Raw genomic sequence first — 12,265 nt, 5'->3', positions numbered from 1 at the left:
ATTGTTGCGGGCTGCCGTGCAGCCCGCTCGATTGCAAGGGGGCCGCGCAGGCCCCGAGGAAGGTGATCAGCGGCAGTTGCCCGCCTTGCGATAACCCGCTGCCTGCGCCTCACCCTCTGTGGCGAAGGTGACCTGGTTCTTCGCGGTGACCTGGGTATAGCCCGGGCAGCCGACGGAAAGGTGATAGACGTGGCTGTTGCGGTTGCCAAGCACCGCCCCCACCGATTCGGCACTGGCCAGGCTCGGCTTGGCCTCTGGCTTGGCAGCCTTCGCCGGCACCGCTTGCACCACGCCACTGCCGACCGGCTTGTAGTTGGCGGTCCATTTGCGTTCCCCGGTCACGAAGGGGTTGGCATGACCCATGATCGCGGCAATGCGCCGGTCACGCTCTTTCTCCCAGGCCGACACCGGGTGCTGTTTGTCCCAGGCCATCAGCAACTGCTGCTGTTGGCGCGACATGCTCAGCTTGTAACGGTCGTACATGTAGAAGGTGGTGCGGGCGACCAGGCCTTTCACTTCGTCACGCGGTTCGGCAGCACGCTGCACGAAGTCGACCTTGGTGGAGCACTGCCCGTATTGCCCTGCATTGCCAGCAACCATGCCGTAGTTGAAATTGCTGCGGTCGCCGTTGACCTCGCCCACTGCCGGATACAGGTTGAACAGGTCGGCCTCCATGGCGCGGAACACCGGGTCGTCATCCACGCAATGCTCGCGGCCACCGTTCTTCCAGCACTGGCGCTGGTTGCCGAAGGTGTAGGCCGGCACGATGTGCTCCCATTCGGTGCGTTCGGCGCGGTTCTGCTGCTTGCGGGTCTGATAGCCGCACGAGGCGGCATCGATACGCCCGCCAGACTTGCCCACCCAGGCCCATTTGCAACCGCAGTACAGGTCGCCCATGGCACTGCTGGCCTGGTCCATGTACACCTTCTGCTTGGCCACCACCTTGGCCTCGGTGAAGGTCGCCGGTGGGCTGGCCAGGGCAGGGAGGGTGAAGGAAAACAGTAAGGATACGGCGTAAAGCAGTGATTTCATGGGAAAAACATATTTCAGGTTGGGGCATGCATTGTAATCATTTCCTTGGGGCTGGCCAGCTCGCTGATCCACACCAGTGGGCGGCGCGGGTCGTCGCTGCCCATGCTGCTGAACGTGGCCGAGTCGAGCATGGCCTTGAGTTGGGTGGCCATGCGCAGCAGGCGCTCGATGAAACCGGTGCCGACGGCGCCGGTGTCCTCCAGGGAAACACCGCTCTGGTTGTGCTGGATTGCCAGGTGGTAGTGGCTGACCCCGGCACCGTTGCCACTACCGCCCAGCACCACGGTGAAGCGCGGGCCGAGCAGCCCGGCCAGGCGCTGCTGGACCAGGTCGAGTAGCGCGACCGGGACTTCGTCGGGGCGCAGTGAAGTGGGGAAGCATGGTGTGAAGGGTGGCATGGGCATGTCCTGCTGGGCGGGGTACGAGTCCTGGCCAGCTTAAGCAAGGTCACTGTCAACTTGGGTTAAGCAGGGGTAAAAGCGGGTAATGCTCAACACCAGGCCGTTACGGCATCAGGCATCAGAAGGTCTGCCCCAGCGAGAACTGGAAGATCTGGGTTTCTGCCCCATCCGGCTTCTTTAGCGGTGCCGCCAGGCTGAAACTCAACGGCCCCATCGGGCTGTACCAGGTCACGCCAACCCCCAGCGACACGGCCATCTGTGCCAGGTCCACGCTGCCGCAGCCCTGGGTGGTCGACAGGTAGCAGGTGTCGGCGTACACGTTGCCGGCATCGACGAACACCGAGCTGCGCAGCTGGCTCTGGTCCTTCACGAACGGCAACGGGAAGATGTATTCGGCGCCGCCGGCAATCAGGATGTTGCCGCCCAGCACGTCGGTGTCACGGTCGGAGTAATAGGCCTGTCCGGCGCTGGCGTAGGTGCCGGTGGCCGGGGTATTGCGCGGGCCGAGGCTGCCGTCCTTGAACCCGCGCACCGAACCCAGCCCACCTGCGGTGTAGCTTTCATAGAACGGCAGCCCGTCGGTGGAGCCGTAGCCGTTGCCGTAGCCCAGGCTGGTATGCAGGCGCAGCGAGGTGTTGCTGGTTAGCGGCAGGTAGGTCTGGCCGCTGTAGTCCAGCTTGTAGAACGACAGGTCGCTGCCAGGGGTGGTGGCCATCAGCGTCAGGCTCTGCGAGTGGCCGCGGGTAGCCAGCACGCCTTTGTTCAAGGTCGATTCCGACCAGCCGATCGAGGCCTTGAGGTTGTTGAAACTCTTGCCTTCGCGGGCGATGAAGTCGTAGATCTCGTCGGCGCTGTAGGTGCCGGGCGAGATATTGTCGTGCTGCAGGGTCAGGCCATAGGTCAGGCGCGAGGTTTCGTTGATCGGGTAGCCAAAGCTGACCCCGGCACCGTAGCTGTCGATCGCGTAATAGGAAACGCCGTCGTCGTAGTAATCGCTGTAGTCGGTGCTGTTGTAGAACAGGTTGTAGCCCAGGCTGACGCCATCGGCGGTGAAGTAGGGGTCGGTGAAGCCGAAGTTGTACTTGGTCTGGTACTCGCTGCGGGTCAAGCCGATGGACACCTTGTTACCGGTACCGAGGAAGTTGCTCTGGCTGATCGAGCCACCGAGGATCAGGCCGGCGCTCTGGGCGAAACCGACGCTGGCGGTGATCGAGCCGGAGGCCTGCTCCTCGACGCTGTAGTTGACGTCGACCTGGTCGTCGGTGCCCGGCACCGGCGGGGTCTCGACGTTCACTTCCTTGAAGAAGCCCAGGCGTTCCAGGCGGGTCTTGGACTGGTCGATCAGGTAGGTCGAGGCCCAGCCGCCTTCCATCTGGCGCATTTCGCGACGCAGCACTTCGTCTTCGGTCTTGGTGTTGCCGCGGTAGTTGATGCGGTTGACGTAGGCACGCTTGCCCGGGTCGACCACGAACATGATGTCGACGGTGTGGTCTTCATCGTTCGGCTGCGGCACGCCGTTGACGTTGGCGAAGGTGTAGCCTTCGTTACCCAGGCGGCGGGTGATCAGCTCGGAAGTGCTGGTCATCACCTTGCGCGAGAACACCTGGCCAGGCTGCACCAGCAGCAGCGACTTGACCTGGTCTTCCGGCACTTTCAGGTCACCGGACAGCTTCACGTCGCGGACGGTGTACTTCTCGCCTTCGTTGATGTTGACGGTGATGTAGACGTGTTTCTTGTCCGGCGTGATGGACACCTGGGTGGAGGCGATGTCCATGTTGATGTAGCCGCGGTCCAGGTAGTAGGAACGCAGGCGCTCCAGGTCACCGGAGAGCTTTTCGCGGGCGTACTTGTCGTCGTTCTTGAAGAACGACAGCCAGTTGGTGGTCTTCAGCTCGAACAGCTGCGCCAGGGTCTCGTCGTCGAACACGTTGTTGCCAACGATGTTGATGTGCTGGATGGCGGCGACGGTGCCTTCGTTGATCTTGATCTTCAGCGCCACGCGGTTGCGCGGCTGCGGCACCACCTCGGCGTCGACCTCGGCCGAGTAGCGGCCCTGGGCCACGTACTGGCGCTGCAGTTCGTTACGCACACCTTCGAGGGTGGCACGCTGGAAGATCTCGCCTTCGGCCAGGCCGGATTGCTTCAGGCCCTTCATCAGGTCTTCGGTGCTGATGGCCTTGTTGCCTTCGATCTCGATGCTCGACACCGACGGGCGCTCGACCACGTTGATGATCAGGACATTGCCATCGCGGTTCAGCTGGATGTCCTGGAAGAAGCCGGTCTTGAACAGGGAACGGGTCGACTCCACCAGTCGGCGGTCATCGGCCTGGTCGCCGACGTTCAGCGGCAAGGCACCGAAGACACTGCCGGCGGAAACCCGCTGCAGGCCGTTGACGCGGATGTCGGCGATCCTGAAGGGGGAGGCCTGGGCCAGCGTGGCGTTCAGCAGCAGGACGGAGAGCAACAGGCGCGGGTAGTTCATCGAGGGTTCCAGACAAGCGGATTCGGAGGGAGCAAGCGCGGGCAGCCCGCATGCAGCGGGCGATGAGGATACGGGCGGGCTGTGTTCGGCGCGGTTAGCCGAGGGTAAAGATGTGTAAAGTCCGACCGGCCGGCGGTGACAGTGCCATCCGCCGGGGCGATCATTGCAACCCCTGCAATCACGATTCCTGGCCCTGATGATCCCTGTGCTGCTGGTCGACGATGACCGCGAACTCACCGAAATGCTCTCCTTGTACCTGGCCCGCGAAGGGTTCCAGGCCACCGCCGTCGGCACTGGCGAGGAGGGCGAAGCCCAGGCATTGACCGGCAACTATCAGGTGGTGGTGCTGGACGTGATGCTGCCGGGCATTTCGGGCATCGAAGTGCTGCGGCGTGTGCGCGCGCGCAGCCAGGTACCGGTGCTGTTGCTGACTGCCCGTGGCGACAACATCGACCGCATCGCCGGCCTGGAGCTGGGTGCCGATGACTATGTGCCCAAGCCCAGCTCCCCCGGCGAACTGGTGGCGCGCCTGCGGGCGATCCTGCGCCGTGTTCAGCCGCAACTGATGGGCGAAGGCATGGTGCCCGAACAGGTCCGCAGCGGTGCCCTGAAGATGTGGCCCGGTCTCCGCGAGGCGCATTGGGGCGCTGCCATCCTCGAGCTGACCGGCTCCGAGTTCAGCCTGCTCGAAGCGTTGGTCCGCCAGGCCGGCCAGCTGGTCAGCAAGCAGGACCTGTCGCTCAATGCCCTGGGCCGGCCGCTGACCCGTTACGACCGGCGCATCGACGTGCACATCAGCAGCATCCGGCAAAAGCTCGGGCCGCGCGCCGATGGCAGCAGCTGGATCCAGAGCGTGCGCGGCATGGGCTACATGCTGATCGTCGAATGATGCGCCGGCGCCTGTTCTGGAAGCTGTTCCTGGCCTTCTGGCTGGCCAACACCCTGACCTTCCTGGTGGGCGCGGGCGCCTTCATGCTCAATGACCTGCGTGGTGATACCCCGGCGCTGCGCTCGCTGCTGGCCACCGAACTGCAGCTGTTGCAACGTTACGGCGAGCAGGCTGGCCGACAGTTGCTCGAGGTCTCGCCGCAGCCGCCGGATGTGCAGGTGGGCCTTTACGATAGCCAGGGCCGGTTGCTGGCCGGCAGGGCGGTGCCAGTAGCCCGGTTCGAGCAGGCGCTGAGCGACCGCGACGGCCGCCCGCTGTTGCTGCGCGCTTCGGTGGCCACGACCATTGGCGAGCCACCACGCCCGCGCAGCATGGGCCCGCTGTTTACCGGCACGCTGATGAGCGCGCTGTTCGCCTTCCTGTGCAGCCTGTACCTGACCCGCCCGCTGGCCTGGCTGCGCGAAGCCATGGGCCAGGTCGCCCAGGGGCGTTTCGAGGTGCGGGTCAAACCCAGGCTGGGCAAACGCCGTGACGAAATCGTCGAACTGGCCGAAGACTGCGACCGCATGGCCGGTCAGCTCAAGGCGTTGGTGCAGGCGCAGCAGAACCTGCTGCACGATATTTCCCACGAACTGCGCTCGCCTCTGACCCGCATGCATGCCGCCATCGGCCTGATGCGCCAGCAACCGGACCGGCTCGACATGCTTGAACGGGTGGAGCGCGAGTCGCGGCGCATGGACGACCTGATCGAGCAACTGCTGACCCTTGCTCGCGCCCAGTCCCGGCAGAGCGACGACTTCGCCACCCTCGATGTGGTCGAACTGCTGGCGCAGATCGTCGAAGACGCCCGCTTCGAGGCCGGCATGAAGCAGTGCCAGGTTTGCTTGCAGGCCCAGGGCACGTTTATCACTCATGGGCATGAAGAACTGCTGTACCGGGCGTTCGAGAACATCATCCGTAATGCCGTGCGCTACACCGCAGCAGGTACCGAGGTGTTGGTCGAGGCCGCGCTGGCGCCAGGCGGGCAATGGTTGCAGGTCAGCGTCAGCGACCATGGCCCGGGCGTCGAGCCGGCGCGCCTGCAGCGCATCTTCGAGCCATTCGACCGCGGTACCGACAGTAACGGTGATGGATTTGGCCTGGGCCTGGCGATTGCCCAGCGGGCCGTTGCGTTGCATGGCGGCAGCATCACTGCATTGGCCGCCGCGAGTGGCGGGTTGCGGGTGCGCATCGAGCTGCCGCAGGCAAACCCTGGCTGAGCCCTTGGGGCTGCGTTGCAGCCCTTTCGCGACGCAAGGCCGCTCCTACAGGTACAGCGCAGGCTCGGGATTGTACATGGCCTGTAGGAGCGGCCTTGTGTCGCGAAAGGGCCGCAAGGCGGCCCCGGCTATCTACGCCACTTCACCGGTGGTGCGGGCTGGCTCCGCCGCCAGATTCGCCGGCACTTCGCGGGCAATGACCTGCTCGCTGGCAAACAGGCTGCGCATCAGGCTATACCCGGTCAGCAACATGTAGAACGCAATCGGCAACCCGACCACGATGCTGGCCATCTGGATCGCCAGCAACCCGCCGGCAATCACCAGGCTGGCGGCGATCGCCCCCTCCAGCACGCACCACAGCACCCGTATCCAGTGCGGCGGGTTGATGCTGCCCAGCGAGTTGAGCATGCACAGCACCTGCGTTCCCGCATCGGCGGCCGTAACAAAATGCACGGCGAGCAACAGGCAGATGATCACGCTCAGCACCGCACCCAAGGTCGGCCCGTCAAGGCGGTCGAGCAGGGTGAACATGGCTGTGGTGGTCTCCTTGCGCGTGGCCTCCAGTATCGGGCCACCCTGGAACGGGCCGGCGGCTGCCTGCTCGGCGACCGGCAACTGCTGGTAGGCCTGGCGCGCCTGCTGCTCATCCTTCAGTGCTGTACCGCCAAACACCGCCATCCACAGGATCGTCACCAGCGTCGGGACCAGCAGGGCGCCGAACACCAGTTCGCGGATGGTGCGGCCACGGGAGATGCGTGCAATGAACAGCCCCACGAACGGGCCCCAGGTCATCCACCACGGCCAGTAGAAGGCAGTCCAACTCTTTTGCCAGGCGCTGTCGGCCTGAGCGTCGGTCCAGAAGCTCATGCCGATGATGTTCTGCGCGTAGTCACCAGCCGATTCGAACAGCAGGTTCATCAGGTAGTTGGTCGGGCCCAGTGCCAGCACCACCAGCATCAGCCCCAGGGAAATCCACATGTTCAGCGTCGAAAGGCGCTTCATGCCGCGCGACACGCCGGCCACCAGCGAGATCGAGGCAATCACGGTGACGATGGCGATGATGCTCAGCTTGAACGACAGGGTGACCGGGGTGCCCAACACCTGGTGCATGCCCATGTTGATCTGCTCCACGCCCAGCCCCAGCGACTGCGAGACGCCAAAGGCGGTGACCGCGCCGCCGATGATGTCCACGGCATGCCCGATCGGCCCGTAGATGCGGTTGCCGATCAGCGGGTAGAGGATCGAGCGCAACGCCAGCGGCAGCCCCTCACGGTAGGCGAAGTAGGCCAGGCCCAGGCCGATCACGGTGAAGATTGCCCACGGGTGCAGGCCCCAGTGCAGCAGGGTGATGCGCATGGCCATGGATGCGGCCTGGTCGGTGAGCCCCGGGGTGAACGGGTTGCTGGCATAGTGCAGCACCGGCTCGGCCACCGACCAGAAGATCAGCCCCACGCCCATGCCGGCGCTGAACAGCATGGCGATCCAGGCGGCGAAGCTGAATTCCGGTTTCTCGTCGGCACGCCCGAGCTTCAAGGTGCCAAAGCGGCTGAAGGCGATGAACACCAGCACCCCGAGAATGCCGCTGACCAGCGCCAGGTAAAACCATTTCAGATGATCGAGGATGGCGTCGGAGGCGGCCTTGAATACCCCGGCGGCCTGGTCGCCATAGGAGGCGCAGAGCACCACGAAGGCCACGACAATGGAAAGCGACCCAACGGTCACAACAGGATTCAGGCCCTTGAACAGGCCTTCTTTTGCACGCATCGGCTATATCCTTTTTATTCTGGCAGGCAGGTGCGAACGCACCCGCCTGGCGGCGTTGCGGGTTGAAGGGACTGCAGATGAAAAACGGGCGCCTGAAGCTCAAGCGCCCTGGGTGTCGGTCAGAGGTCGACCACCAGGTCCGAGGTGGGGCGGCTGCAGCACAGCAGCCGCAGGCCCTTGTCGATTTCGCGCTGGCGGATGCCGCCGTTGTGCTTCATGTCGACGCTGCCTTCCAGCAGCGCCGTCTTGCAGGTACCACAAACCCCTTGGCTGCAGGACGAAGGCACCACGGCGCCTGCCAGCTTGGCAGCCGCCAGCACGGTCTGGTCGGCGCGCATGGTGAAGGTCTTGCCCGAGCGGGCCAGGTGCACCGTGAAGGTATCCAGGGCCTGGCCCGGGGCAACCGGAGCGGGTTCAGGTTCGGCTTCGGCGTTGATGTCGAAGCTTTCCTGGTGGTAGCGGGCCAGGTCGAAACCGGCACCGGCCAGCAGCGCCTTGGTGGCATCCATGTAACCCTTGGGCCCGCAGGTGAACACGGCGCGGTCCTTGAAATCAGGGATTTCGCGTTGCAGCGCTTCCAGCGACAGGCGCCCGAGCGGGCCGTTCCAGTCGGCCTCGTCACCCTGGTTTTCGCAGAAGAACAGGGTGCGCAGCTGTGGCATGCGACGCTCCAGCTGCGCCAGTTCCTCACGGAAGATGATGTCCTTCGGCGTGCGGGCGCTGTGCACGAAGACGATGTCCAGCTCGGCGTGCAGGTCGGCGGCAGCGCGGGTCATGGCCATGAGCGGGGTGACCCCGGAGCCGGCCGACAGGTACAGCAACTTGCGCGCCGGGCCGGCCACCGGGGTGAACACCCCGGCCGGGCCCGAGGCAGCCAGGGCCTGGCCCGGGCGCAGGTTGTCGTGCAGCCAGTTGGACACCGTGCCGCCCGGCACCCGCTTGACCGTGATGGCAAAGGTGAACGGCCGGGTTGGCGTGGAAGACAGGGTATAGCAGCGCGACACGCTGGCCCCGCCGATCACCGGCGACACGGTCAGGAACTGCCCGGGTTCGTAGGCCAGGGCATGGTAATCCGGGCTGTGGAAGGTGAAGGTCTTCACGTCGTGGGTTTCGTCCACCACGCTGAGGCATTCGATGCGCCGGCTTTCGCCACTGGCCCATTGCGCCCCGTGGGCGGCCCAGTGGTCGCTGTCGGTAAAACGCTGGTCGGCGCGCAGGCCGGCGATGCTGTGCAGTGCGGTCATGGCCTTCAAACCCCGTGTGCGGCGAGACGCGAGGCGTACCAGCGGGCGAACTGGTCGACGTACGGCTCGGTGAAGGTGGAGTAGGGGCCCGGCTCGAAGGCGGGGTCCTGAGTACCGCTGTGGGTGATGGCAACCAGCGCGGCATCCTGCTGGGTGGTGGCTACCCACACTTCGGTCAGGCGTTGCAGGTCGTAATCGACACCTTCGATAGCGTCGCGGTGCACCAGCCATTTGGTGCGCACCAGGGTGCGCTCCGGCGACAGCGGGATGATCCAGCTGATCATGGCATGATCACTCATCACGTGAGCCCAGGCGTTGTTGCCCCACAGGTGGGTGTCGCCGAGGTCGCGGCGGGTGAGGTTGCCCAGCAGCTTGCTGCAGGCCACCTTGGTGTCGAGGGTTTGCGACTCGCCGCTGCCGGCGATGATCATGCGCTGGGTGCGGAACTGGGTGGGCGAGCTGTCCTGCAGGTGTTCGACGGTCTCGTACAGCAGGCCGGCGCTGGCCCAGTCGGCTTCGATGCCGGCCTTGCGCACCTGGTAGGCATCATAGGAGGCACGCGCTTCGTCGCTCATTTCCTCCAGGCTGACGCCGAGGTCCTCGGACTGGTACGAGACGATCAGTTCCGGGTGGGTGCCAGCGCAGTGGTAGCACTCGCGGTTGTTTTCCATCACCAGCTTCCAGTTGCCGTTCTCGATGTAGTCGAGTTCGTAGGCGATGCGGGTGTTGGTCAGGTCGAAGGGGGCGAAGCGTGGCCCCATGACTTCTTCGAGGTCGCTGATGTCGTCCGGTGGGGTGTCGCTCAGGCACACCAGCACATGGCTGCCGATGACCTTGCAGTGCACCGGGATCAGGCTGCGGCACTTGGGGTCGAATGCCTTGCCCATGTGGCTGGCGTGCCTGAGGCTGCCGTCGAGGTCGTAGGTCCACTGGTGGTAGGGGCACACCAGCATGCCGACGGTGGACTTGCCAGGCTCTTTCAGGCGTGCGCCACGGTGGCGGCAGACATTGCGGTAGGCGCGGATCTGTTCGTCATCGTCGCGCAGGATCAGCACCGAAGCCTTGCCGATATCCACGGTAAACACATCGCCGGGCTCATCGACATCGGCAGTAACGGCTACTTGTATCCAGTGTTTGTGGAAGAAGATATCCATATCGGTGTCGAAGATATCCTGGCGGCTGTATAACTCGCCAGGCATGCCGAAGCCCGGTTGGCGCGCATCGACAAGTTCGCGATGGGTTTTATTGATTGGGCTGCTCATTGTTGTCCTCAGGCACTTTTATTTTTAATTGATAAAGCCATGTGCGGCGAATTATTGAAGTGCCCTCGAATAGCGTCAATGCGCTTAATTTTCCATTTCCCATTACCTGAGGTTATGCAGGAACGGGTTGTCGTGCGTAGGCGCCGGGCTTTGCAGCCAATGGGCAATCGCACGGGTGTACACCGATGCCGGCCGACCGTGCGGCACGACGATGTAATAGGATTCGCGGGTGCGTACGGTGAAAGGCTCCAACCGCACCAGGGCCCCGGTACTCACCAGGTGCTCCACCAGCCGCCCCCAGCCCAGGGCAATGCCGTAGCCGGCCAATGCCGCGTTGATGGCATCGGTGTACAGGCTGCAGCGCAGGTTGTAGCGGGGCGCTGCCGGGGCCAGGCCCAGTTCGCGGAACCAGCCAGGCCAGTCGACCCAACCCTCGGAGGTGGAGTCGGCATCCAGCAGCCCGGCCCCGGCCAGTTCCTCCAAGGTGACGGGCAGGTTGTTGCGGGCCAGCCAGGCAGGGGCGCAGACCGGGAAAATTTCTTCCTCGAACAACAGGATGGCTTCGCCGTCGTCCCACTGGCCGTTGCCGTAGCGTACGTCCAGGTCGTAGTCGCGCTTGCGCAGATCGCCGGTGAACATCTGCGTGGCCAGGCGCAGCTGCACCTGCGGCAGGGCGTCGGCCAGGGCGTTCAGACGGGGCATGATGCGCAGTTGCGAGAAGGGTGCGGTGGAGCCCAGCACGATTTCCTGATGGTGGCTGATGTGGGTGATCTGGTCGAACGCGCTGGCCACCCGCTGCAGTGATTCGGAGATGCTGGCAAAGAGGATCTCGCCGCCTTCGGTCAGGTGAATGCTGCGGTGCGAGCGATGGAACAGCAGCGCCCCGAGGTTTTCCTCGAGGGCCTTGATCTGCTTGCTGACTGCCGCCTGGGTCACGCCCAGCTCAATGGCTGCCTGGGTAAAACTGTTGAGCCGGGCCACGGCTTCGAATTGCAGCAAGGCGGTCATCGACGGAATGATTCTTCGATAACCTTTTTGTTGGAAGGCGCCTGTTTGAGTTGTCATTTTATTTAGACACGGTTGTGGGGCAGGAAGAACAAGTCGACCCGCCTGGTAATTGTTATTTTGATAAATGCACTGGCACGCATCTTGGCAACTTGTTTCATGATGCACAGTTGCCGATTGCTGTGATATTACAAACATGACAATTAATAGTAAGACTTGAAGAGTGCGCGATCCCCTGTAGGAGCGGCCGTGTGTCGCGAAAGGGCCGCAAAGCGGCCCCGGCGATCTCGGCTTCAGCGCAACAATAGCTGGGGCTGCTACGCAGCCCTTTCGCGACACAAGGCCGCTCCTACAGGGGACCGCAACAAGGCTTCAAGGCGTGAGGGTCGGCACGAACATGCCCGTCTTCACATTGCTCATCGACACCAGCGTCTTGAAGCGCTTGACGTTGTTGTTCTCGAAGAACAGTTCGCGCGTCAGCTGGGTGTACTGCTCCATGTGCCGCACCAGCATGATCAGCACGAAATCGCATTCCCCGGCCACGTAGTAGCACTGCTGCACCTGCGGGCAGGCGAGGAAGGTGCGTTTCATCTCGTCCAGCAGGTCCAGCCGCTCGTTCTCCACTTCAACCTCGGTGATCACCGTCAGCGTGTACCCAAGCTGCTCCGGGTTCACCTGTGCCACCGTGCCACGGATCACGCCGTCGGCCGCCAGCTTCTTCAACCGCCGATTGACCGCTGCCGAGGACAGGTTGACCTGCGCACCGAGGTCCAGCTGTGAAGTACCAGCGTCGCGCTGCACGGCATCGAGCAGGGCCAGGTCGAAGTGATCGAGGGGCATGAAGGGGCCTCTGTAGGTAAACAGCGGTAAACGCCGGGAACGCGTAATAAAAGTGCGTGCGAAGGCCAAAAATCAAGCTTTTCGTAC

General features: G+C 63.8%; 10 protein-coding genes. 2 read left to right on the top strand and 8 right to left on the bottom strand.

The window, feature by feature from the left end; genetic code table 11:
* Window positions 1–66 precede the first annotated feature (66 nt).
* From C163_RS13315 to bamA, 3 genes are all read right to left on the bottom strand, one after another.
* Window positions 67–1,032: an endonuclease gene (locus C163_RS13315; RefSeq protein WP_025339228.1), complete on the bottom strand. Its 966-nt coding sequence runs from the start codon at window positions 1,030–1,032 to the stop codon at window positions 67–69.
* 14 nt (window positions 1,033–1,046) lie between these two features.
* Window positions 1,047–1,430, bottom strand: a complete 384-nt coding sequence (locus C163_RS13310; RefSeq protein WP_025339227.1) for a hypothetical protein — start codon at window positions 1,428–1,430, stop codon at window positions 1,047–1,049.
* Window positions 1,431–1,551: 121 nt separating this feature from the next.
* Window positions 1,552–3,915 (bottom strand): outer membrane protein assembly factor BamA, encoded by a 2,364-nt coding sequence (gene bamA / locus C163_RS13305; RefSeq protein ID WP_025339226.1) that lies wholly within the window; start codon window positions 3,913–3,915, stop codon window positions 1,552–1,554.
* A gap of 196 nt (window positions 3,916–4,111) precedes the next feature.
* Between bamA and C163_RS13300 the strand changes: the two genes are divergently transcribed.
* Window positions 4,112–4,804: a response regulator transcription factor gene (locus C163_RS13300; protein ID WP_025339225.1), complete on the top strand. Its 693-nt coding sequence runs from the start codon at window positions 4,112–4,114 to the stop codon at window positions 4,802–4,804.
* Window positions 4,801–6,063, top strand: a complete 1,263-nt coding sequence (locus C163_RS13295) for an ATP-binding protein (RefSeq protein WP_025339224.1) — start codon at window positions 4,801–4,803, stop codon at window positions 6,061–6,063. The genes C163_RS13300 and C163_RS13295 overlap by 4 nt, the downstream gene beginning before the upstream one ends.
* Window positions 6,064–6,195: 132 nt before the next feature.
* Here C163_RS13295 and C163_RS13290 read toward each other — a convergent pair whose 3' ends face one another.
* From C163_RS13290 to C163_RS13270, 5 genes are all read right to left on the bottom strand, one after another.
* Window positions 6,196–7,827, bottom strand: a complete 1,632-nt coding sequence (locus tag C163_RS13290; protein WP_025339223.1) for a BCCT family transporter — start codon at window positions 7,825–7,827, stop codon at window positions 6,196–6,198.
* A 119-nt stretch (window positions 7,828–7,946) separates the two neighbouring features.
* The gene (locus C163_RS13285; RefSeq protein ID WP_025339222.1) at window positions 7,947–9,071 is read right to left on the bottom strand and encodes a hybrid-cluster NAD(P)-dependent oxidoreductase; all 1,125 of its coding nucleotides are present in this window, start codon (window positions 9,069–9,071) and stop codon (window positions 7,947–7,949) included.
* A 5-nt stretch (window positions 9,072–9,076) separates the two neighbouring features.
* On the bottom strand, window positions 9,077–10,333 hold the full coding sequence (locus C163_RS13280) for an SRPBCC family protein (RefSeq protein ID WP_025339221.1): 1,257 nt from the start codon (window positions 10,331–10,333) through the stop codon (window positions 9,077–9,079).
* A 102-nt stretch (window positions 10,334–10,435) separates the two neighbouring features.
* Complete coding sequence (locus tag C163_RS13275; protein ID WP_249352838.1) at window positions 10,436–11,341, bottom strand: LysR substrate-binding domain-containing protein; 906 nt, start codon at window positions 11,339–11,341, stop codon at window positions 10,436–10,438.
* A 369-nt stretch (window positions 11,342–11,710) separates the two neighbouring features.
* On the bottom strand, window positions 11,711–12,178 hold the full coding sequence (locus C163_RS13270) for an Lrp/AsnC family transcriptional regulator (protein ID WP_025339219.1): 468 nt from the start codon (window positions 12,176–12,178) through the stop codon (window positions 11,711–11,713).
* Window positions 12,179–12,265: the final 87 nt, after the last annotated feature.

The sequence above is a fragment of the Pseudomonas sp. FGI182 genome, from assembly GCF_000511325.1.
In the GTDB taxonomy this organism is placed as follows: Bacteria; Pseudomonadota; Gammaproteobacteria; order Pseudomonadales; family Pseudomonadaceae; genus Aquipseudomonas; species Aquipseudomonas putida_Z.
The sequence above is the reverse complement of the archived record's forward strand: the minus strand, read 5'-3'. Positions and strand labels throughout refer to the sequence as shown.

Coding starts and splice junctions, on each gene's coding strand:
- C163_RS13275 (WP_249352838.1), bottom strand. CDS start 11,341: ATGACCGCCTTGCTGCAATTCGAAGCCGTGGCCCGGCTCAACAGTTTT.
- C163_RS13270 (WP_025339219.1), bottom strand. CDS start 12,178: ATGCCCCTCGATCACTTCGACCTGGCCCTGCTCGATGCCGTGCAGCGC.
- C163_RS13300 (WP_025339225.1), top strand. CDS start 4,112: ATGATCCCTGTGCTGCTGGTCGACGATGACCGCGAACTCACCGAAATG.
- bamA (WP_025339226.1), bottom strand. CDS start 3,915: ATGAACTACCCGCGCCTGTTGCTCTCCGTCCTGCTGCTGAACGCCACG.
- C163_RS13295 (WP_025339224.1), top strand. CDS start 4,801: ATGATGCGCCGGCGCCTGTTCTGGAAGCTGTTCCTGGCCTTCTGGCTG.
- C163_RS13290 (WP_025339223.1), bottom strand. CDS start 7,827: ATGCGTGCAAAAGAAGGCCTGTTCAAGGGCCTGAATCCTGTTGTGACC.
- C163_RS13280 (WP_025339221.1), bottom strand. CDS start 10,333: ATGAGCAGCCCAATCAATAAAACCCATCGCGAACTTGTCGATGCGCGC.
- C163_RS13310 (WP_025339227.1), bottom strand. CDS start 1,430: ATGCCACCCTTCACACCATGCTTCCCCACTTCACTGCGCCCCGACGAA.
- C163_RS13315 (WP_025339228.1), bottom strand. CDS start 1,032: ATGAAATCACTGCTTTACGCCGTATCCTTACTGTTTTCCTTCACCCTC.
- C163_RS13285 (WP_025339222.1), bottom strand. CDS start 9,071: ATGACCGCACTGCACAGCATCGCCGGCCTGCGCGCCGACCAGCGTTTT.